Source organism: Blautia sp. MCC269 (assembly GCF_018785655.1).
Lineage (GTDB): Bacteria > Bacillota > Clostridia > Lachnospirales > Lachnospiraceae > Blautia_A.
In genome coordinates this window covers 26,388-46,968 of record NZ_WQQE01000013.1, presented here as the reverse complement: position 1 = coordinate 46,968, position 20,581 = coordinate 26,388, and the positions used below count along the sequence as shown (strand labels likewise).

Sequence of the window (20,581 nt, the reverse complement as noted above, 5' to 3'; positions counted from 1 at the left end):
GCAATAAAATATAACAAAGCATACATGAGTCTCATTCTTTAAGATTTGCCAGGTTTTTCAGAAAAAACCGGGTCTGTTGACAAATCACACTTACGTGCGAACTACTCCCTCATGGAATTAAAATTTTCAATTTTTTTCAATTTAACAGAATTGTTTTTAAAAGTCAACCCCTGGCCGGTGACTTTTCTTTATCGAAAGCACATATTTTATGTATCTTTATTATTTTCCGCTTTCAGAAACAATCCCTTTCAGGATCTGTAAAACTCCATCTTCACTGTATGACGGACATACTTCCCTGGCTGCTGCCTGCACTTCCGCTCTGGCGTTAGCTACCGCATAACTCCTTCCCGCTTTCTGAAGCATGGCAATATCGTTGAGGTTATCTCCGAATGTACAGGTTTCCTCCGGAGAAATTCCTAACTGTTGCTGGATAAATTCAACAGCTGTACTTTTTTCGCCCTCCGGCGGTGTACTGTCCATCCATTCTTTTCCGGCAGCCGCCAGCGTTACCTTATCCCTCCATGCCGGTGTAAAATACGGGGCACAAAGCTCCTCGCACCGTTCCGGGTGATAGACAGAGAATTTCAGCACCTGTTTTCCCTGAAGAGAAGAAAGATCATCCACTTTTCTCATATCATAGCCATAGGAATCCCGCAACCACCGGAACATCCTTCCATTCTCATTCTCCGCATAGCAGCACTCCGGTGTGGCAATAAAGCAGTCACATTCCAGCATTTTTTCTTTCACCATATGATGCATGCGTTTCCAAACCTCATCCGGAAGTGTATGTACCTTCAGGATCTTATCATTCTTCCGGATCACCGTACCGCCATCTGACACAAAATACACCAGATCCTTCACCGGCTCAAATAGCTTCCTCTCACTGTCATACTGCCGCCCGGAACACACCACAAAGGTGATTCCCAGCTCAGTCAGCTTCCGGATTACTGTCATATATTCCGGATTGATAGTCATGGTCCCGTCTTTTACAAAAGTTCCGTCTACGTCTGTTGCGATCAGTTTTATCATGTTGTTTTTACTCCTCTCCCATCTGAAATACCAATATCCTCTCCCTGGGATTTTTTCCGTCGAAAAGATCCTGACAGTCGATCTCGTCTAGGAATTCCAGTTCCTCTACGGTCATCAGATATGAAATATATTCGTCAGATGGATAATAGAAAAACAGTAGCATTTCTCTTGTTTTTTCATACCAGGATTCCCGGATGCGGCCGATGACGCTTCTCAGTATTTCCACAGAAAAGGGATTGAAAAAATAAAATCTGTCTGCGGATTCCGGTACCTGAAAAAGGGCCGCATTCTCCAGTATAAATGATGTTTTTGTCCCGGAAACAGCCCGCTGCCTGTTTTCTTCTGCGGCTTTTGTCATACGTTCATCGTACTCCACGCCTGTAGTCCGGCATCTGACCTGCCACGCCAGAAAAAAATCCACTCTGCCTTTTCCACATCCGTAGTCGATCAGATGATTCTTTTTCCCCAGATATCCACAATAAGCCAGCCGTTCCAGCACCCCGTACGGCGTTGGCTCGTATGGATAACAGTACTGATCCGATCTGGAATCGTCACGACCGGTGGTTTTGATCTTCAGCAACTTATCATATTTTACTTCATTTTGGTCCATGGTACTGTCAATCTCCGTTCCCTACATCGGGCAGCTTTTTTTCTCCTCTTTGTCCATATCTCCACGGACATATCTGGCATTGAATTCCATATTGATCTCACGGATCTCCTTCTTCCCATCAATATAATCCTGATACATATCCGCGAGTCTCGCCATACAGCCATCACAGTTCGCAGAAATATTTCCAAGAGATTCCTCCACGATCTGTTTACGTTCCTCTTTTGTTGTATCTTTGATCAGATATCCTGGCATTGTTTTTTCCTCCTGATAGGTTCACCTGTGTTTCAGGTATTCTATATTTTTGTTATTGTTCACTTTTTCTTTTGAAAAAAGCTGCTTGTATCAAACAAACAGCTTTACAAAAATTTTTCTTTTCTGTTTTTTTATTCTACTCTGGCCCACTACCAGTGTCAATACAATTTTTCGCCTATTTCCGAAGATAAAAAACCACCTCAAAACCCGTATTTAAAAAATCGGCCGTTTTCGCCAATAAACTGTGGAGCTGCATTTAAAAGTTCCACAGTTATTTAATAATAGATCATCTGGTAATAGAAAATCTCTGAAAATCAACATTTCTATTTTTTTCAAATTCACCAATCAGAGCTTCATTATCATTCACTGAATATATTTTGTCATATCCTGCAAGAACATCAGAATCTGTATTTTTAATGTAACGTCTGAGATCTGCTTTTGAATAATGAGGAATAACTGTCCCATTAAATAAGGACAATGCCCTATAATCATCAAGATCCTCCGTATCTCTGTCAAAATCCAATGCCAGGCGAACATCGATTCTGGCAAGCATTGCACCGGCGCTGCTGCCGATATAAGTTGCATTATTTTCTAACATACTTCTTTTTATTAAACCTGAAAGTTTTTTAATCCTTATCTCCTTTAAAATTTCAAATGTATTTCCTGCTGTAACATAGTAATACTCGAAAAAATCCGAAAAATCTTCTGCTTCAGCCTCTGAAGTCACAAATATGTTACTTTTTTCAAACCCCATTGATATACATGCATCTTTTAGTTTCTCAGTAATTCTATATTTCTTTATGTCCACAAGCAAAATCTTTTTGTTTTCTCTGTCTCCCATAACTTATCCTCTCTCTTCTCATCACATTACACATCACCATATCCAGTATCAAATAATCGCTCTGCATTCCTTGTCGTCAGTTCAATTATTTTTTCTGTTGTAGTTCCTCGAACAAGCGCTATCCGCTCTGCAATATCCCATAATGAAAGCGATGTATTTGGTCCTTTCATATCTGGAATCCTGATATACGGAGCATCCGTCTCAAGTACAAGGCTATCTTCCGGCATAAAACGAACTGTCTCTTTCAGCTCATTTTCATAAAATATTTTCCCACCAATTCCAAAATATTTTACTCCAACATCACAATACCTTTTTATTGTTTCAACATCTCCGCAAAAACAATGATATACAGCACCAAACTTCGGATAACTGTAATCCAATCCTGTTTTGCCAACTGCAATACACTTTTGGTTACTAAAATCACTTCAGATAAGGAAATCACAGGTTCGAACTTAAATTAACAAGCACAAAAAAGGCCGGAAACCATTGATTTTTCAAGGTTTCCAGCCTTTCGACATAGCGTGCGTTAGAGGATTCGAACTTTCACCCCTGCCCCTGAACCCGCATAGAAAGGAGGTTTCCGCTACCGTTTTTTCCCTTGTCACAGGTAAGTCACAGGTTTTTTCACGTCTAATAAAAAACAAATACGTATCAGGTCCTAATTTTTCTATTTTATTGCTTATGTAGTCATCAAAAAGATTCTTCAGGATTTACACTTGCTGCAATTTCTTCATAGACTATTTCCATCCCATCTTTGTAATTATTATAATATTCTTTAAACTTTTCTGGATTCAAGGTTTTCTGATATATTTTCTCGTCTCTAATCATTTGAGATACAATCTCATACTCTATCTTAAATTCTGGTAAATATTGTTGATATATATATTTAACTTCTTCGAATTCAAGCAATCGTAATTCTGGAAGAAACTGCTTAAATTTAGACATTTTATTCTCCAATGAGGAGGCTTTATGTTCAATTCTATCCAATTGTTCTTTTACTTTGCCTGCATCTTTCTCTATATACTCAACAATTTCTTCTTCAACTTCTGCATCTATGTCATATTCCATTAATTCTAAAATTGCATGTTCTTTTGTATCCTTTCCATTTAAATCTTTTATCAATTCTAATATGTGATATAAGCGCTGTAATTTCTTCTTTTCTTTATCATATTTCTTCAACATTTTCTGCTGCTCATCTATATTATATTCTACATCTATTGTTTGAATATGAGGACTATTAATCCAGGTTTTTAAACGACGTTGTGCTCGATAACATGGTAACTCAAGCAATTCTTTTCGGACATTCTCCCATTTAATCATAAAATCTTCAGTTTCATTGTTCGTCGTATTAATTATTCTTCTGGATAATATATATATAACTGATTGTGGAGTTCCATCCTTTTTTATCTTAAATTTGTCAGCTATCATTTCAAGAAAGAATGTAGAAATAAAATGCTGATTTTTCTGTGCATCAAAGCCCACGAATAAATTTAAGTTTCGCATTTTTTCTTTATGTAATTTAAAGAAAATTTTATCTGAATCATCAAAGTCTATTACTGGATCACTTAACAGCAATTCTAATATATTTTTTTCACTAAAAACGGCAAGACGATTTGCTTTTATCTCTCCTAAGTCTGATTTCTTTTTGGTATCACAAATATTAACTATAATATCACTATCTACAATATTCTTATCGGTCTTATCTAAACCGATTCTTCCAGATAGTACATATTCAAAAAAAGTTTCTCTTTTCATTTGATGAGTTTCCACCATTCTCACTACTGTCACATCTGTTAATTTATGAAACCCAAGTAAATGATAAAAATTTTCTTTCTTAAATTGGAAATCCACTTTCAAATTTCCCTGAAATAAATAAGAGAATTTTTTATGCAGAAGTTTTTCATACTCTTTTGCAATTTTCTGTAGATCAATATCAAGCGGCTTATTTTTTCTACTTTTGGCTAACCGCAAATATTTTTCATTTTTTGGCATAACTCCTCATATGAGAAAAGGTCTAAGGTAATATCCTCAGACCTTTCCATAATATCTTCTTTTATTGACTACGTTCTTTTTCGTTTTCACTCTCAGGTACAGGTGCAGACTTCCTGAATAAATCCCCGCTTTACGCCTCTTCTTGCATACCTGATATAACAAGCGTCTTGGGAATAATGTTTCACCACAAAACATTTATATTATTATATTAGCAAAACACTTTATATATGTCAAGAATTTTGAAAAAACATATCATTTTTTATAGATAATATTCCCCTTAAAAGCTATAATATGAATAAAAAACATGTACATATCAGGAGTGACTTTTTCTTTGAGATACTATGGCTTAAAACACAAAGAACAAATAGAAAAATATACCTATTTTTATGCATATAGCAGAGCTAAATTATTATCTTTATTACCCGGAAAGAAAGGGAAATTTCAAAAACAATATTTTGATTATGTTTTTAAAAATTATCATAACCTGGATAAACACGATAATTCAATACCACAAAATAAAATGTTCAATTTATATTTTGTCACTATTTCAGATTTGATTAGAAGAGAAGATATTCACAAATTGCAATCTGGTGTAAAATATCTTTTAAAAAATAGAACATCAAACCGTTTTTTGACTGCCCCAAATGGATTAGAAGAACTATGTAAAAAAATAGATCAAATGGATTCAACATTATTATGTTGGTACGAAACTACTGATTGTGGTATTTTTGAATTCCAAAATCACCCTCTCGAAAAAAGCATAGATTATTTTACATTGAAAATATGTAATATTAATTCAGGCTATTTGTCTCTACAATTTAATATTTATTTGTCAGAGCTCAAAATGAAAGAACTTAATTCTTTAATCTCATGTAATTATAAAGACAAACGTGGATTCGCTGTTCAATCTTTAACAAAAAAAAGTAACGCCTCCGGTGCTTACAAAAATTATTCAATAACGCATTATAACGATAACTATCTAAAGGCAGACAAAATATATGAATTTATAAGTAAAATAGAATGGGAATTCTTACAAGAATTAAGCCACTATTTTCCGCTAGTACTCCATAATAAAGAAATACTTCCTCCAAGAATCGAAGTATATCGTACTGACATTGATTATCATGACAATAATGAATTCTTTTGGGAATCTATAGGTATATCTGCTTATCAGGGACAATTCATTGATAAACGACACAAAATGTTTTTTTCCAATAACAGATCGGGACGATATGATGCCACTTTATCAAATAATAGATTAATTTATATATTTAAGGACGATGATATAGAAGTTGGGCAATTACGTTCTATAAAGGACCATGTATACTCTCATATCAATGAATATGCCAATGACTATTTTCTTTTCAAGTTTCTTGACATTCTGTCTATCGAGACTGGAAAAGTCGTAATTAAATATAAGCATAACTTGGATAAAATTAAGCTAAAACAAAATCATCTGAAGGGCTTAGTGACATGCTCCCACCACTTAAATCTCTGATTTTGAAGTGGGGGCTTCTTGCTCAATGGCTCTACAGAGCCAAGTATCTACAAGCTATCCTCGCGTGCCCCGCGATTTTTATTAGTCCGGTTACGGACTTCTTATTGTGCTGTCATGCACATTCTGCAAAGATTCTTTTTCCCTCATTCATGATATTAACTGCTGCATTTGCATCGCGGTCCATTCTGTTACCGCATTCACAGTAATAAATCCTATCAGATAAAGACAATTCTTCTTTTTTATTTCCGCATACACTGCAAATCTTACTGGATGCAAAATAACGGTCTACTTTGATCAGATATTTTCCTCGTTCCTCCAGTTTATATTCCAGCATAGACAGAAACAGGCCATATCCATTATCATGTACACCTTTTCCAAGATGAAGTCCTCCTGCCATCCCTTTCAGATTCAGATCTTCCACGCATACTGCATCGAAGCTCTCAGCAAGACTGGCAAAGTATTTTCCGGATGGCTCCCTGCTGACTGTCACAGATTTCAGTTTCCATTTTTCTGATATCGGACGGTGAAGCTTCATTCTGACAGCCGTCATCTTAGGCAGTTTCAAATATTTTCCTTCCAGTTTGCAATCAAGAAATTCGATCTGAAAACTCCTGGTAGAGAAGATGACGACGATCTTGAAGCAGAGAAAAAAGTTGAATTAGGAAGCAACGATTACACAGCAATCGCAGCAAAAATCCTCGAAGGCTGTGGCGGAAAAGAAAACATCACAAGCATTGACAACTGCATCACAAGATTAAGACTTGAAGTAAAAGATATTACTGCAGTCAGTGATAAAGTAATCAAATCTGCTGGTGTTGCTGGTGTTATCAAACCTGGCAAAACTTCCGTACAGGTAATCATTGGACCAAAAGTTCAGTTTGTAGCTGACGAATTTTCCAAACTTTGTGAATAATTAGAATTTAAAAATACCGGACTGTCCTGATGGATAGCCCGGTATTTTTTCCTTGGGAGGTAAGATGATGGAGCATACAAATAATTCCTGTTGTGGTGGTCCATATTATCCGGTATAATAGAGTATCACGCGTTTTGCAGAATATAAGGCTGTATCTTTCCATTCTGCTTTTCTGCAATTCAGAGATATGGTATCTCCGTCTGTCAGAACATTCCTGAGTGATTCCATTCCTTTGTCTGATGTGAGAAGTGCTGTAATTTCTTTTTTGTCTTCTGTGATCCTGACACTGTAATCTACCAGTTCCGGAATCTGAAACAACACATCATCCATCTCTCTGATCGTTCCGGGCTGACTGATCCGCTTCACAAAATCCAGGCGCTTTACTTCACTTCCACAGATACATCTTCCCGGAATAATACGTGTACAGTCTCCGGTCCGGTACCGGATCAGAGGCTGTGCCTCCATTCCAATGGTTGTGATCACCAGTTCTCCCCATTCTCCATCAGGAAGTACGTTTCCCTTTTCATCTATGATTTCCATAATACAATGATTTTCCCGCATATGCATGCCATCATGAGCAGCACAGCAAATGGCTCCGCCAAGCCCCATCTCTCTGGAACCATAATGCGGCCAGAGCTGTGTTTCCAGAATTTTTTCTATCGCATTCATCACTGTTTCCGGACAGGCATCGCCAGATACCAGAGCTCTTTTTATACTGCCTTTTCCACACATTCTGAGCATGGAAAGCAGTGCCACCGGCATACCGACATAAGTATCCGGCTGCTCTTTTTCCAGAATTGTTTTTAGTTCGCCGTAAGTTCTGCCAGTTCCGGTCAGGAGAGGTTTTGCGCCTATACGCCTGATGGCCTCCGCGATCAGTTCTCCAAGACCGAAGGGACCGGAAAACGGCATGGCAACCATAGTCGTACTTCCAGGATAAATAAACTCACCAAGTCCCGCCATAAAAAGCTCTATCGTATGTTCACAGTCTCTTTCTGTGTAAAATACACGTTTACCGGCACCGGTTGTTCCACTCGTCTGTTCTGAGATTACTCTCTGGACTTCTCCCTGTGAACACAGAAGCATCCTTCCACTGTTTTTCGCCAGCTCCGACTCTGTCGTAAACGGAAATGTTTTCAAAGCATCCAGATTTTCCAGTTTTTCCGGCAGATTCCTGTAAAATCCCTCTCGTTCTTTTTCTCTTTTCAGAACAGCATTCAGTTTAGCAAGCTGTATTTTATTTAGTGCTTCTCTCGTAACTTCTACAATACCTTCCTGCTTACAGATCATTTCATCAATATTGGTTCGTTTCACTTTCTGTATAAATATGTTCCTTTCGAATTAGTCAGGTTGTAGGCACAAAACGGTACCATACCATATTCCGAATCCACTTCACAGATATAGCAGCGTTTCAGACGGTCAAGTTCCAGATTCCAGGCATCCTGAAAAAGCATTCCTGATACTGCAAAGGTCTCATTATGAACCCGATTCAGAAACTCATCCAGTGCGTCTGTCTGCGTCATCTCACCCTCATCATAAGTTTTTGTACTGTAGCTCCACTGGTTCTCAACATACTGTCTGGAATCATCACTGGTTGTACAACAACATCCTTTTCCGGATTTCTTTTCAAGAAGCTTTAATTTTCTCTCACCTTTTCTCAGATAACTCGCATGAAAAGAACAGTATGGATTCTCAGCTCCGCCTCCGGCAAAATCCTCTGCTTTCATGAGTCCCTCTGTCTGTTCCTCGATCAGCTTCAACATCCTCGGTATCGTGATCGGATTTTGCGGGCGTTCCTGTGAACACCTGCCAAAATAACTGATTGGCTGAAAATGTACCCCTCGTACGAATGGCATATGATCCAGAGCAAACTTCAGGATATCCCCTGCCTGCATATCATTCACTCCGGGGGCAATGACCGGTACCAGAGCAATTCCAAGCTCCGCCTCGGAACAGTTCCGGACAGCTTTCTTCTTCACTTCCATCATATCCTGTCCACGAAGCGTCCGATAAACATCATCACTCACTCCGTCAAACTGAAGAAACACCGTGTTCAGTCCCGCTTTTTTCAGTTTTCTGGCATATTCCTCTTCCTCTGCAAGGCGGATCCCATTAGTATTCAGCTGAAAAAATGTAAAACCTTTTTCTCTTCCCATACGTATGATTTCAGGAAGATCATCTCTCATCGTCGGCTCACCGCCTGAAAGCTGTATATTAAACGGACCTCCATGCTCCATCAGAAAATCAAACTGTTTTTCTATTTCACAGATAGAAGGATCTCCTTTCTCCTGACTTTCACCTGCCGAAGCAAAACAGACCGGACAATGAAGATTGCAGCGCTTTGTAACTTCCAGAACCATACAGCAGCCTTTTCGTTCATGTTCCTCGCAGAGCCCGCAATTATTCGGACAGGCCTTTTCTTTACTCTTTGGATTTACAGGAGTCTCAGCAGACAGATTTTCTCTTCCCCAGGAGAGGTAATCTGCTACACTTCCCTCCCAGATCAGTGTCCGGAATTTCCCATGAAGATCACATTCCTTTGTCAGATAAATCCCCTCTTCACCTATACATTTTTTAGCCGGAAGTACCTTCATACATACCGGACAGACGCTTTTCGTTTTACCAATTGTAATCAAACTTCAATTATCCCCCGTTCTGTCAGTATTTCCATAACTTTCATGTATGTCTCTGCGATGAGTGCAGGACATCTCTCCATGATCACTCCCCAGTCCAGATGTGTGATATCTTTACAATAAAACACTCCGAATTCTTCTTCCGTCTTTTCACGGAACCACTGATACAGTTCCTGCACAGCCGGTTTCATCTGAACATCTTCTTTCTCCTCCGGTGCCAGGTTGCCAAGGAAATATCCTATCGCACAGGCACCTCCTGTCAGACATCCGCATATATCTCCACAATAACCGATTCCTCCGCCAAGACCACCCAGAGCTTTTACAAGCTGTGGATTTTCTTCACCTATGGTTTCCAGCGTCATGATCATCATCATCTGCGAACAATGATATCCCATGCTCCCAAGTTCCGCTATTCTTTCATAAAGGTCCATATGCTACTCCTTTCTGCCAATCACTGCCGTATAACTTAGCTTTTTTCCTTTATACTGCTTCTGCAGAAGCTTATACTCCTCGCAGCAGAATGAATCATTCCAGATTGCTTCCAGATAATATTCCCTCCAGAGAGCCGTCTGGTCTTCCTGGTGAAGAATGCAGAATCCTGTACATTTAACAACCTCTACAAGATTTCCCTGATCCAGATCTGACAACACGAGTAATCCGCCTTTTTTCAATACACGCCAACATTCTGAAACAGCTTTTTGCTGATCTCCGCTGACAAAAAATGCACACTGGCTGATGCAAAGATCCATACTCTCTGCTGTGTAGTCAAGGTTCAGAAAATCTCCTTTCTGTACATCCCTGCTCCGTGGTGAAAGATCCACTCCATGTGCATTTATTCCCAGGGATTTCAGGATTCGCACGGTCTCACCTTCACCCGCTCCAAGATCAAGGGCTTCCATTCCTTTCCTGAATTTGACATATTCCAGAAGATGGAGTGTCTGTGCCTCACCACCCGGATGTCTGTTCATTTATTTGTCCTCCAGTGCACGTTCCACTGCCAGAACTTTTCCAAGAGCCAGTTCCTCCGGAACATAGACAAAACCACACTTTGGACAGACCGGCATCTCAACCGGAAAACCGTTTTCCAGATACATGAATTTTGCTTTTCCTTTTACCAGTGGAACCTTGCATTTGTTGCAGGTCAGCTTTCCTTCCGGATCAATCGTATAATAGTTTCTCTCAACTGCCATTATTGTCCCACCCTTTTCATAATATTCATTCGATGACTGTATGCTCTGCGTACCAGATACCCTTCTTCTGTTTCTATAAAACGCACCCAGAATGTTACATTTCCAAGTCGACTTCTTGCTACCAGTTCTTTTGTTTCTTCATCAAGGACTGCTTCCTGACTTTCTCGGTAATCTGCCAGCACTCTCTCAACGTCACTCTTAAGGATCATACGTTCATCCATCATTCGGATCGCATCTTCTGTATAGGTCACGGTATAATCTTTTTTTTCCATCATCAGTTCCTCATTCCAGATATTTTTCAGAAGTTTTTCTTTCAGCATAAGCCTGTTGTATCGTTTCTCGCTGATATCCGGCATACTGCAGGCATGATCTCCATACAGTAGTTCCAGAATATGTCTGGACTCTCTTCCTTCTCTGACAAATCGATCTCTGCATGCCATGCAATATGTCACATATGGTGCATCTGAACGTTCCAGACATTTTGCTGCCATTTTGGCTGCCATATCCTTATTCGCATATGCCGTCAGGCCGCCATACCCACAACAGGGAGACAGATCTCTGGAATATTCTGTATTTTCAACTGTACATCCCATTTCGGTCAGAAGCTCTCTTATCGTATCCTGTGTATGTACATCTCCTCTGGCACCGCAGGCATCATGTATTGCAACCGGTACTTCCAGTCCCCTGGCCGTCTCGGGAAGTCCGATTTCCTTCAGAATTTCCCAGACTCCTGTGACCACTGCACCAGTACTCTCTTTTAACTGTTTCATACAGCTCGGACAACCTGCTATGATTGCAGGATCGCCAAGCTTTGCAAGCTCCTGTTTCAGCTGCTCATTTACTTTTTCTGTCATTTCATAACGACCTGCCCATTCACTGATTGCACCACAGCACCCCAGAATCAGTGCAACCCCGCCTTCAACTCTTCTGCACAGGTCTTCATATACATCCATGACTACATCCGGCGCAATCGCTCCGGCCTGACATCCTGGAAAAAACACATATCTGCAGATATCAAATCCAGGCTGAGGTTTACATAAAAAAGCTTCTGAATTTGAAAACAACATGTCCATCAACGCAAACTCATGCGGCGCCAATGGCATCTTATCCGTGGATACCATGTTTTCTCTTGCGGATCTGCAAACCTGACTCATATCAAATCCGTTCGGACATGTCACCGTACACTGTCCGCAGAGTGAACAGGAATTCATCGCTTTATTCATTGGATGATCTCCCATAATAATCTGGGTATTATTATAAATTTCACGGGCCAGAAGCCCCGGATGCTTTTTATATTCACTTAAGTAAACACAGCTTTTTATACACTCATCACAATGACACTGTATGCATCTCTTTGCTTCCTCAACAGCCTCTTCTTTCGAATATCCCTCTGCACCACAGGGGATTCTTTCTGACCCTTTGATGCCTTCTATATTCGTATAAAGCCTGGTAGTAACTGCTCCTTCACTGCCTCTGTTGCTGTACGGAGAAAGATTCTGCACGAGAAGATCTACCGTCAGGGCGGCTCTCTTTGCAGAAAAAGCAGCATCCATCACTGATTGTGTTGATCCGCTGACGATCCTGGCCTGTTCTCTCAGCATGATTTCTATATCTGCTTCTTCCTGTGGTGCCAGCTTTTGTGCAATCTCTTCTGATGCACAAACCACATCTGCCAGTTCCATCTTTTCTCTGATAAATACAGGATCAAGACTGCATCCGAATTCAAAAACAAGATCCATGGATTTCAGACGTTTCGCTTCATTCCGACAATCAGATTCCGACAGATGTGCAGCTGCTGCAATATACTCTTCATAATTTTCTTCCTGACAGTAAATAGTTGTAGGATACATTTTCCGCTCCAGTTCCCCTGCCAGAAACAGTGGAAATAATCCTGACCCGAAAATTACTGCCTTTTTCTTTTTTCTTATACGAAAAACACTGCTCCGTTTTCCGGATTCCCCATATCGGACAATTGCGCGCTCTACTTCACGTATGGATACACCGTCGCCAATTTCACAAAGCTTACATTTCTCTTCACAGGGAGCCGTGCATCCGTCGCAGAGAATCATCGGAAATGGAGTGATCTTTTCATAGATTGCCAGAGCCTTCTTAAAATTTCCTTTTGCAGCATAAAACAGCATCTCTTTTGTATCTACTTTGAAGGGACAGGCCGCAACACAGTACACCGGCTGATCATGGACGCAGAGACTGATCATATGATCCATCTCTTCCTTTGACATTCGATTTACATGATACACATGAGTAGAACCTCTTTCCTGTATATATGTCATAGCCTGCACTCCTTTCGTTGCTGTGAACCGGATCAATACAATTCTTTCGTCTCTAAAGGGGAGACAGTTTACCGTCTCCCCTCATTATATCACATGATAAAATCAGATTTATGATTTATTTCTCAAGTTCCTTCAATGCTGCAAGAACTCTTTCCGGACGGGCAGGAACACGTGTAATACGTGCACCTGTCGCGTTGTAGATTGCATTCAGGATTGCAGGATGCGGAGCATCCAGTGGAGCCTCACCACAGCCGGCAGCGCCATAAGGGCCACTTGGACGATAGGTTTCATTGAAATGAAGTTCAATATCATCCGGCGCATCCTTCGGGTATGGGATACCACAATTTTTCAGAGTGGTATCGTGGTTCAAATCTTCAAAGTCTTCTGTCAGAGCAAGACCCACACCCTGTACAAGGCCACCATAGAAGTTGCCTTCTACAAGAAGTCTGTTCATGATCGTACCTACATCGGCAACACATGTAAATTTCTCAACAGTAACCTTGCCGGTTTCTGTATTAACTGCAACTTCCGGAAGGAAAATCGTGTACATATAAGTTGCAAACGGATCACCCTGTGCCGTATCCTGATCGATCGGATGATCTGCACAGAAGGTTGTTACCCAGTTACCTTCATATTTTGTTTCAAGACCTTCCGCTACCATTTCGTCATAAGTACGGAACGTTCCATCTTCTTTCTTCATTGCTGCAACAAGGTTTTCTGCTGCCAGACGGCATGCATTGCCTGACATAACCTGTGAACGAGAACCACCTGCCGGACCTGCATTCGGACATGTCTTAGTATCATTCATAACAAGTTTGATCTGCTCAGGTCTGATTCCGGCCTGACGAAGTGTTTCATGAGATGATACAAGAACGCCCATATCCGCACCCTGTCCATGATCTTCCCATGCAGCATACATTGTAACAGTTCCATCCGGATTCAGTTCTGCAAAAGCATTGGATGTATCAACACCATCAAGTCCGCAGCCATAAACACCAAGAGATACACCGATACCATATTTTATCTTGCCATCAGAAGCTGCATTCTTCTCGGCAACACGTTTCTTAGCTGCTTCATACAACGGACGTGCAGTCTTGAACAGTGCTTCCTCACAATATACTTCCGGCGGATAACCTGTCGGGATCGTGGTTCCTTCAGATTCCTTGTAACAGTTCATTTCACGCATATCAAACGGATCGATTCCCATCTTTGCTGCCAGAACATCAATTGCGATCTCAGATCCCATATAGGACTGCGGAGAACCGTAAGCACGGAAAGCAGATCCCCATGCATGGTTAGTAAATACTGTTGTAGATTTGTTACGGATAGAATTGATTCCATAACCAGCGCCTGTGAACTGAGAAAGTCTCATGGTAAGCAGATCACCAAATTCTGAATATGGACCATGATCCACATAATTGTTGCCCCAGAGAGCAAGGAGTTTACCATTTTCATCTGCCGCAAGTTTAATATTCATAAATGCAGGAGATCTCTTTCCTGTATAAGTAATGTTCTGGAACTGATTGAATACCAGAGATACAGGACGCTCAAGAATTTTTACAGCTGCACCGATCAGGGCTTCATTTGTCGGAGAGAACTTGTAACCAAAGGTTCCTCCCGCATGGTTCTGAACAATTCTTAAATTCTCCATCGGAACGCCGATACCATCAGCGATCATCGGCATATGGAGATGAATACCGATAGATTTGGAATGCACTGTTATCATACCATCTTCATCAATGTAGCCATAACCACAGTCCGGTTCAAGATGGAGATGTGGCTGACGTGAACAGTAGGATTCGATCTCTACCTGCTGTGAATCCGGAATGCTGTCCCAGTCAAAATCAGGTCCCTTGATACAGTTTGTCTCAAAGAATGCATTTGGAACACCTGGATGGATTTCTGCCGCATCCGGTGCGATCGCATCCATTGCATTCATATATGCAGGAAGTTCTTCAATCTCAACTTTAACTGCATCTGCCGCTGCACGTGCATGTTCTTCTGTATCAGCTGCTACGATTGCAATCGCATCACCAAACTGGAAAATCTTCTCATCGCAGAGTACCGGACGTTCAAATCCATCTGTCTTATTGTGTTTCGGAAGCATTACAAGACCATTAATCTTGTTTGTTCCGCCGGCTGCTTTAATGTCTTTTGCAGTGATAACACGGAAAACCCCCGGCATGCCTTCTGCTTCTGTTGTATCAATGCTGAGGATGTTCGCATGAGAAACTTTTGCCTGTGTAAGTGCCAGACGAAGAGTTCCCTCCGGCATCTTTAAGGCATCATCTGCACCAAAATCCCAGGTACCTGTTACCTTCTGTGCTGCTGATGGACGAATATAATTTGTACCAACAATAGAATCACCGGTCTGTTTAAAAACAAGATCCTCTTTTGTCATCTCGCCACGCATAACTTTTGCTGCTGCCATAGTTGCATCGATGAGCGGCTTGTAACCGGTACAGCGACAAAGGTTACGCTGTTTGTTAAACCATTCTCTTACTTCTTCTCGAGTCGGGCTTGGATTATTGTCAAGAAGAACCTTCGCTGAGATAATGAAACCTGGAGAACAGAAACCACACTGTGCACATCCGTATGCCATCCAGGCAACCTGGATCGGATGCATATCAGAAATTGTTCCCACACCTTCAATGGTTGTAATCTCTGCATTATCCGGAACACGACTCATCTTATAGATACAGGATCTTGTAACTTTTCCGTTCATAATTACGTTACAAGCTCCACAATGGCCCTCACCGCAGCCAATCTTACATCCCGTAAGAAGAAGATGATTACGGAGAACCTGTGCCAGTGTTTCATCCTTATCAAGAATAAGGATTCTCTCAACACCATTGATCTTCAATGTCTTTTTGATCATCTTGCATCCCTCCTGTTAAAAAAATGTCCCTATTATGTTACTGATCTTCCGGCTTATGTGTTCCGCATGTATCATGATCCGCACCCTTGCCCGTCAGATCTTTGAGTCTTTCCATTCCTCTGGCAGAATAGAAAACAATGGAAGAACTGCTTCCATCCAGATTCTCACCGCTGAGTTTTAATACATTTGCATTTTCGTAATAATCCATCGGAAGTGTCCGGCTGTATTCAACTCCCGTACGCTCATCTTTTACCTGTATGGTAACTTCTTTTGCGGTAATTTCAAAAATCTTATCCATGAAAAAGTTCTCCTGTCCACATCATTATGTATATATTCATTCTATCATGCTTTTTTACAATATTGCAAATTACAATTAAATAAAATTTGGCTATTTTCACACAATTTTCTTTTTTTTATGATATAATAGTACTAATTTTATACAATGCCTTTAAGGAGGTGACTATCATGCAGACAGGTGCCTTGATTGTTGCTGCCGGAAAATCATCACGAATGGGAGACTTTAAACCCATGCTTCAGCTTGGATCCATTTCCATTGCCCAGCGAGTGATCAATAATTTCCGGCAGGCCGGGATTTCTAAAGTAGTTGTGGTAACAGGATATAAGGCAGATGTGCTGGAGCGCCATCTTGCCTCCAATAATGTAATCTTTCTTCGAAACGAAGACTATGCAACAACTCATATGTTTGATTCTGTCCGGATCGGACTGGAGTATCTGAAAGACAAGGTTGATACAGTGCTCTTTACCCCTGTGGACGTTCCACTGTTTACAGCCCGGACTGTCACTCAAATGCTCTCCGCAGACCATCCTCTTGTAACTCCGGTCTGTGAGGGTAAACCCGGTCACCCGATCCTGCTCCGTTCCTCACTTATTGATTCCATCCTGAAAGATGACGGCAATTCAGGTCTTGAAGGTGCTGTAGAGCACTGCGGCACACCCATGTATTTTCTGAATGTGGAGGATCCCGGAATCATTCACGATGCCGACACACCAGAGGATTATGCCGAGCTTCTCCATGCACACAACCAGAGTCTGATCCGTTCAGAAATCCACATTCAGCTGGCTCGCGAAAAAGTATTCTTTGATGAACAGCTTTATTCGCTTCTGACGCTGATCCATGAAACAGGCTCTGTCCGCGATGCCTGTGAGCATATGCACATTTCCTATTCCACCAGCTGGAATCTGATCCGTACATTGGAATCGCAACTTCACGAACCATTGATCAGCAGAAGCCAGGGCGGTGTAAACGGAAGTCACAGTGAACTGACACCATACGGTGAAGAGTTTCTGAAACGATATGCGCGTTTTTCAGAAGAAACACGAAACTGTTCAGAAAAAATATTTGAAAATTGTTTCAGAGGATTTTTTAATGCGTGATCTTTATCTGATACGACACGGAAAGCCACAATATCCGGATGAACATTCTTATTGTATCGGACAGACTGACCTGCCTTTATCCATGCTTGGACACTTACAGGCAGTCCTTTTGCACGAGGAACTGTCCGATAAGATCTCTGCAATATACTGCAGTCCTTTATCAAGGGCTGTCGATACAGCCAGTCATATAGCACCTGCCCTTCCACATCTGACTGTTTCCGAACTGTCAGAACGAAATCTTGGATCGTGGGACGGCCTTTCTTTTGATAAAATACGTCAAAAATGGCCGGCGATTTATGAGGCACGTGGCAAAAATCCGGAATGTCCGATTCCAGGAGCAGAGACTCCTCTGGAATCCGGTACACGCTTTTCACAGGCGATTTCCAGGATTCTTCATTCTTCGGACAGTAATATTGCGGTTGTCGCTCATACGGATGTGATCTCTTTTTATTTATGGATGCTTTATCCGGAAATATCTGACATACAGAAGTTCCGGCTTCCATGCGGCTCTTATTATCATCTAAGAGTAGATGCAGAGGGAAATGCTGCCTTATCTGATTCACATTACATATTGCCGCATCCTGTTTTGAATGATGAATTATGTCGGATGCTCAGGAATTCTGTTGATCTCCCGCAGCATGTACAGGCTCACAGCGATGCCGTTACGGAACTGGCCTGCCGTTTATGTGATATACTTAAAGTTCATGGATATCTTTTTGATCAGCAGCTCATCCGCTCCGGTGCGCTTCTGCATGATATTGCAAGACTTCAGAAACATCACACAAAAACAGGCGGTGACCTTTTCTTACAATTAGGTTATCCCGAAATCAGCCAGATCATTTCACAGCATCATGGTTTAAAAGAAACAAAACTGGATGAAACGGCTATTGTTTTTCTGGCTGATAAACTGATTGAGGAAACACAGCGTGTATCTATCGAAAAAAGATTTGCTGACAATCTGCATAAATGCAAAAGTCCGGAAGCGATGAAATCACACGAACGCCAGTTAAAGCAGGCTCGCGCGCTGCAGGATATGATACAATCCATCTGTTACATAACACTTTAACATACAAAATTACCGGAGGTTTTTTATATGAGAACATTATTTCAGACAATAAAACAGCAATTTCTGGAGGGAAATGACCTTGTGCTTGCTTCCATCACAGCATCATCAGGATCGACTCCACGAGGTGCCGGATCCCGCATGCTGATCGGAAAAAGCGGTAGAATTGCAGGCACTATCGGCGGCGGCGCTGTCGAGTATCGTGCTGAACTTATGGCTCAGGATATTCTTGAGAAAAAAGAATCCTGCGAACATGAATTCCGACTGAACCGTAAGGATGTTGAGAATATCGGTATGATCTGTGGTGGTGATGTTACCGTCTTTTTCCAGTATCTTGATCATAATGATCCGGTTATTTCAGAGATTACAGAAACTGCCGCAAAATCATACGAGGAACGAAAGGATTTCTGGCTGATCTGTGATCTTAAGACAACCTCCGGCATGAGTCTTTACAGCCCTTCTTATGGCCTGATCGGAAATGCCGCTGTTCCTTCATCCATATTATCGTCCTTATCTGCACAGCCATGCCGTTATCGCGGTGATGATTATGATTTGTTTTCAGAACAAATAGGCACATCCGGAACTGTCTATGTATTTGGTGGTGGACATGTTTCGCAAAAGCTTGTACCAATATTAGCAAGTGTTGATTTCCGCTGTGTCGTTCTGGACGACCGCCCGGAATTTATTGATCCTGTGCTTTTCCCGGATGCAGTTGAAACGATACTTTGTGATTTTAATCATCTGGACCAGAGTATCTCTGTCACAGATGCAGATTACTGCTGCGTGATGACACGTGGGCATGCTTATGACACAATCGTACAGGCACAGCTTCTTGCCACACCAGCATGTTATATCGGGGTTATCGGAAGCCGTGCAAAAAAAGCTGCTGTTTTCCGCAAGCTTGTGGAAGAGTACGATGTTACTGAACAAGAACTGGAACGGATTGTCTCTCCTGTAGGACTTGAGATTAAAGCAGAAACACCGGCTGAAATAGCAATCTCCATCACAGGACAGATGATCGAGGTTCGTGCCGACAGAAAGGCTGCCGCAAAATGATGACAAAACCTGTATATCGAACTGTAATCTTTGGTGCCGGACAGATTGGACAGATGACTGCAAGACTACTTGGCAGTTCCTGTAAACTTTTGTGCTTTGCCGATAATGATTCCCGGAAGCATGGACAGCATATTGGCCATGTTCCTGTCTGTTCGCCAGATGATGCAGCTGCACTTCTTCCGGATCTGATCATCCTGGGTGTATTAGATGAAGAACGACGTAACTCTATGAGAAAACAGATGGAAAGCTTAGGTTATCACGGACCATTTTGTGATCCATCTGCCCTTCGCATGTTCGATGCACGGATTGCTGTTATGCGTCTCTTATCAGAGCAGATCTATCAGTTAAATATTTCGGGAGATGTTGCCGAACTCGGTGTTTTTCAGGGTGAATTTTCTTCCCTGATCAGTGCTGCCTTTCCAGATCGCAAAATCCATCTTTTTGATACTTTTGAGGGATTTTCAGAAAAAGATGTGGCAATAGAGACCTCCTGTAATCTGTCCCGTGCCAGAACAGGTGATTTCTCTTCTACTGATGTTGACTCTGTTCTTCGCATTATGCCTGATCCTGCACGGACTGTAATCCATAAAGGATGGTTTCCGGATACTTTTGCCGATATTACAGATGCAGATTTCTGTTTCGTATCTCTGGATGCTGATCTCTACGCTCCGACTGCCGCTGCGCTTCCACTGTTTTATGAACGCCTTTCTACAGGCGGAGTTCTCCTGATCCATGATGTGTACAGCACACAGTTCTCCGGCTGCAAAAAAGCTGTTGATGAATTCTGTCAGAAAAACCATCTCTTCGCAGATCCTGTATGTGATCTGCATGGAAGTGCAATACTTCGTAAGATATGACTTTTCTTAATATGCCAAAATCTCCGGTTCACTCTGAACCGGAGATTTTTATCTCATTGTATAGTCTTATTCCACGTCTCTGC

General features: G+C 41.4%; 20 protein-coding genes and 1 pseudogene. 6 read left to right on the top strand and 15 right to left on the bottom strand.

Going from position 1 to position 20,581, the window contains the following annotated elements:
* Positions 1-219: 219 nt before the first annotated feature.
* The 6 genes from GPK88_RS05125 to GPK88_RS05100 form a co-directional block, all read right to left on the bottom strand.
* Positions 220-1,029: a Cof-type HAD-IIB family hydrolase gene (locus GPK88_RS05125; protein WP_215707574.1), complete on the bottom strand. Its 810-nt coding sequence runs from the start codon at positions 1,027-1,029 to the stop codon at positions 220-222.
* A 7-nt stretch (positions 1,030-1,036) separates the two neighbouring features.
* On the bottom strand, positions 1,037-1,639 hold the full coding sequence (locus tag GPK88_RS05120; protein WP_022427051.1) for a class I SAM-dependent methyltransferase: 603 nt from the start codon (positions 1,637-1,639) through the stop codon (positions 1,037-1,039).
* A gap of 21 nt (positions 1,640-1,660) precedes the next feature.
* Positions 1,661-1,891: a purine biosynthesis protein PurH gene (locus tag GPK88_RS05115; RefSeq protein ID WP_118062052.1), complete on the bottom strand. Its 231-nt coding sequence runs from the start codon at positions 1,889-1,891 to the stop codon at positions 1,661-1,663.
* A 286-nt stretch (positions 1,892-2,177) separates the two neighbouring features.
* On the bottom strand, positions 2,178-2,732 hold the full coding sequence (locus tag GPK88_RS05110) for a Type 1 glutamine amidotransferase-like domain-containing protein (RefSeq protein WP_148445073.1): 555 nt from the start codon (positions 2,730-2,732) through the stop codon (positions 2,178-2,180).
* A 26-nt stretch (positions 2,733-2,758) separates the two neighbouring features.
* Positions 2,759-3,112 carry a TatD family hydrolase gene (locus GPK88_RS05105; protein ID WP_173762693.1) on the bottom strand — a complete coding sequence of 118 codons (354 nt, stop codon included), beginning with the start codon at positions 3,110-3,112 and terminating at the stop codon, positions 2,759-2,761.
* 310 nt (positions 3,113-3,422) lie between these two features.
* Positions 3,423-4,724 carry a PBECR4 domain-containing protein gene (locus tag GPK88_RS05100; RefSeq protein ID WP_173762692.1) on the bottom strand — a complete coding sequence of 434 codons (1,302 nt, stop codon included), beginning with the start codon at positions 4,722-4,724 and terminating at the stop codon, positions 3,423-3,425.
* Positions 4,725-5,055: 331 nt separating this feature from the next.
* Between GPK88_RS05100 and GPK88_RS05095 the strand changes: the two genes are divergently transcribed.
* On the top strand, positions 5,056-6,222 hold the full coding sequence (locus GPK88_RS05095; RefSeq protein WP_174095522.1) for a hypothetical protein: 1,167 nt from the start codon (positions 5,056-5,058) through the stop codon (positions 6,220-6,222).
* Positions 6,223-6,334: 112 nt separating this feature from the next.
* Here the strand turns inward: GPK88_RS05095 and GPK88_RS05090 are convergent, their stop codons facing one another.
* Positions 6,335-6,772 carry an RNA-guided endonuclease InsQ/TnpB family protein gene (locus GPK88_RS05090; protein ID WP_005424217.1) on the bottom strand — a complete coding sequence of 146 codons (438 nt, stop codon included), beginning with the start codon at positions 6,770-6,772 and terminating at the stop codon, positions 6,335-6,337.
* 24 nt (positions 6,773-6,796) lie between these two features.
* Here GPK88_RS05090 and GPK88_RS05085 point away from each other — a divergent pair.
* Positions 6,797-7,135: pseudogene (locus GPK88_RS05085) on the top strand (PTS sugar transporter subunit IIB); the annotation flags it as partial.
* Between the two features lie 105 nt (positions 7,136-7,240).
* Here the strand turns inward: GPK88_RS05085 and GPK88_RS05080 are convergent.
* The 8 genes from GPK88_RS05080 to GPK88_RS05045 all read right to left on the bottom strand — a co-directional run bounded on the left by GPK88_RS05080 (position 7,241) and on the right by GPK88_RS05045 (position 16,425).
* Complete coding sequence (locus GPK88_RS05080; RefSeq protein ID WP_294411302.1) at positions 7,241-8,449, bottom strand: DVU_1553 family AMP-dependent CoA ligase; 1,209 nt, start codon at positions 8,447-8,449, stop codon at positions 7,241-7,243.
* Positions 8,446-9,771, bottom strand: a complete 1,326-nt coding sequence (trsS, locus tag GPK88_RS05075) for a radical SAM (seleno)protein TrsS (RefSeq protein ID WP_118699511.1) — start codon at positions 9,769-9,771, stop codon at positions 8,446-8,448. Before trsS ends, GPK88_RS05080 begins: the two co-directional genes overlap by 4 nt.
* On the bottom strand, positions 9,768-10,199 hold the full coding sequence (locus GPK88_RS05070) for a DVU_1555 family C-GCAxxG-C-C protein (RefSeq protein WP_173762690.1): 432 nt from the start codon (positions 10,197-10,199) through the stop codon (positions 9,768-9,770). The genes trsS and GPK88_RS05070 overlap by 4 nt, the downstream gene beginning before the upstream one ends.
* 3 nt (positions 10,200-10,202) lie before the next feature.
* On the bottom strand, positions 10,203-10,736 hold the full coding sequence (locus GPK88_RS05065; RefSeq protein ID WP_118699509.1) for a class I SAM-dependent methyltransferase: 534 nt from the start codon (positions 10,734-10,736) through the stop codon (positions 10,203-10,205).
* The gene (locus tag GPK88_RS05060) at positions 10,737-10,958 is read right to left on the bottom strand and encodes a DVU_1557 family redox protein (protein WP_148445077.1); all 222 of its coding nucleotides are present in this window, start codon (positions 10,956-10,958) and stop codon (positions 10,737-10,739) included. It abuts the gene before it with no gap.
* Entirely contained in the window at positions 10,958-13,249 is a 2,292-nt protein-coding gene (locus GPK88_RS05055) for a pyridine nucleotide-disulfide oxidoreductase/dicluster-binding protein (RefSeq protein WP_215707573.1), read from the bottom strand. The genes GPK88_RS05060 and GPK88_RS05055 overlap by 1 nt, the downstream gene beginning before the upstream one ends.
* A gap of 115 nt (positions 13,250-13,364) precedes the next feature.
* Positions 13,365-16,127: a molybdopterin-dependent aldehyde oxidoreductase gene (locus tag GPK88_RS05050; protein WP_118699506.1), complete on the bottom strand. Its 2,763-nt coding sequence runs from the start codon at positions 16,125-16,127 to the stop codon at positions 13,365-13,367.
* 37 nt (positions 16,128-16,164) lie between these two features.
* Positions 16,165-16,425 (bottom strand): hypothetical protein, encoded by a 261-nt coding sequence (locus tag GPK88_RS05045; protein ID WP_173762689.1) that lies wholly within the window; start codon positions 16,423-16,425, stop codon positions 16,165-16,167.
* A gap of 167 nt (positions 16,426-16,592) precedes the next feature.
* Here GPK88_RS05045 and GPK88_RS05040 point away from each other — a divergent pair, with 167 nt between their 5' ends.
* The 4 genes from GPK88_RS05040 to GPK88_RS05025 are packed head-to-tail and all read left to right on the top strand — an operon-like array spanning position 16,593 to position 20,498.
* Entirely contained in the window at positions 16,593-17,522 is a 930-nt protein-coding gene (locus GPK88_RS05040; RefSeq protein WP_173762688.1) for an NTP transferase domain-containing protein, read from the top strand.
* Positions 17,515-18,588: a histidine phosphatase family protein gene (locus GPK88_RS05035; RefSeq protein WP_148445079.1), complete on the top strand. Its 1,074-nt coding sequence runs from the start codon at positions 17,515-17,517 to the stop codon at positions 18,586-18,588. The genes GPK88_RS05040 and GPK88_RS05035 overlap by 8 nt, the downstream gene beginning before the upstream one ends.
* Positions 18,589-18,615: 27 nt before the next feature.
* Positions 18,616-19,641: an XdhC family protein gene (locus tag GPK88_RS05030; RefSeq protein ID WP_118699502.1), complete on the top strand. Its 1,026-nt coding sequence runs from the start codon at positions 18,616-18,618 to the stop codon at positions 19,639-19,641.
* Entirely contained in the window at positions 19,638-20,498 is an 861-nt protein-coding gene (locus GPK88_RS05025) for a TylF/MycF/NovP-related O-methyltransferase (protein ID WP_118699501.1), read from the top strand. Before GPK88_RS05030 ends, GPK88_RS05025 begins: the two co-directional genes overlap by 4 nt.
* Positions 20,499-20,581: the final 83 nt, after the last annotated feature.

Bases quoted from the DNA above. Each gene is read 5' to 3' on its own strand.
- GPK88_RS05070 (WP_173762690.1), bottom strand. From the start codon at position 10,199: ATGGACCTTTATGAAAGAATAGCGGAACTTGGGAGCATGGGATATCAT.
- GPK88_RS05115 (WP_118062052.1), bottom strand. From the start codon at position 1,891: ATGCCAGGATATCTGATCAAAGATACAACAAAAGAGGAACGTAAACAG.
- GPK88_RS05035 (WP_148445079.1), top strand. From the start codon at position 17,515: ATGCGTGATCTTTATCTGATACGACACGGAAAGCCACAATATCCGGAT.
- GPK88_RS05060 (WP_148445077.1), bottom strand. From the start codon at position 10,958: ATGGCAGTTGAGAGAAACTATTATACGATTGATCCGGAAGGAAAGCTG.
- GPK88_RS05125 (WP_215707574.1), bottom strand. From the start codon at position 1,029: ATGATAAAACTGATCGCAACAGACGTAGACGGAACTTTTGTAAAAGAC.
- GPK88_RS05110 (WP_148445073.1), bottom strand. From the start codon at position 2,732: ATGGGAGACAGAGAAAACAAAAAGATTTTGCTTGTGGACATAAAGAAA.
- GPK88_RS05090 (WP_005424217.1), bottom strand. From the start codon at position 6,772: ATGACGGCTGTCAGAATGAAGCTTCACCGTCCGATATCAGAAAAATGG.
- GPK88_RS05025 (WP_118699501.1), top strand. From the start codon at position 19,638: ATGATGACAAAACCTGTATATCGAACTGTAATCTTTGGTGCCGGACAG.
- GPK88_RS05065 (WP_118699509.1), bottom strand. From the start codon at position 10,736: ATGAACAGACATCCGGGTGGTGAGGCACAGACACTCCATCTTCTGGAA.
- GPK88_RS05040 (WP_173762688.1), top strand. From the start codon at position 16,593: ATGCAGACAGGTGCCTTGATTGTTGCTGCCGGAAAATCATCACGAATG.
- GPK88_RS05120 (WP_022427051.1), bottom strand. From the start codon at position 1,639: ATGGACCAAAATGAAGTAAAATATGATAAGTTGCTGAAGATCAAAACC.
- GPK88_RS05045 (WP_173762689.1), bottom strand. From the start codon at position 16,425: ATGGATAAGATTTTTGAAATTACCGCAAAAGAAGTTACCATACAGGTA.
- GPK88_RS05030 (WP_118699502.1), top strand. From the start codon at position 18,616: ATGAGAACATTATTTCAGACAATAAAACAGCAATTTCTGGAGGGAAAT.
- GPK88_RS05055 (WP_215707573.1), bottom strand. From the start codon at position 13,249: ATGACATATATACAGGAAAGAGGTTCTACTCATGTGTATCATGTAAAT.
- GPK88_RS05100 (WP_173762692.1), bottom strand. From the start codon at position 4,724: ATGCCAAAAAATGAAAAATATTTGCGGTTAGCCAAAAGTAGAAAAAAT.
- GPK88_RS05050 (WP_118699506.1), bottom strand. From the start codon at position 16,127: ATGATCAAAAAGACATTGAAGATCAATGGTGTTGAGAGAATCCTTATT.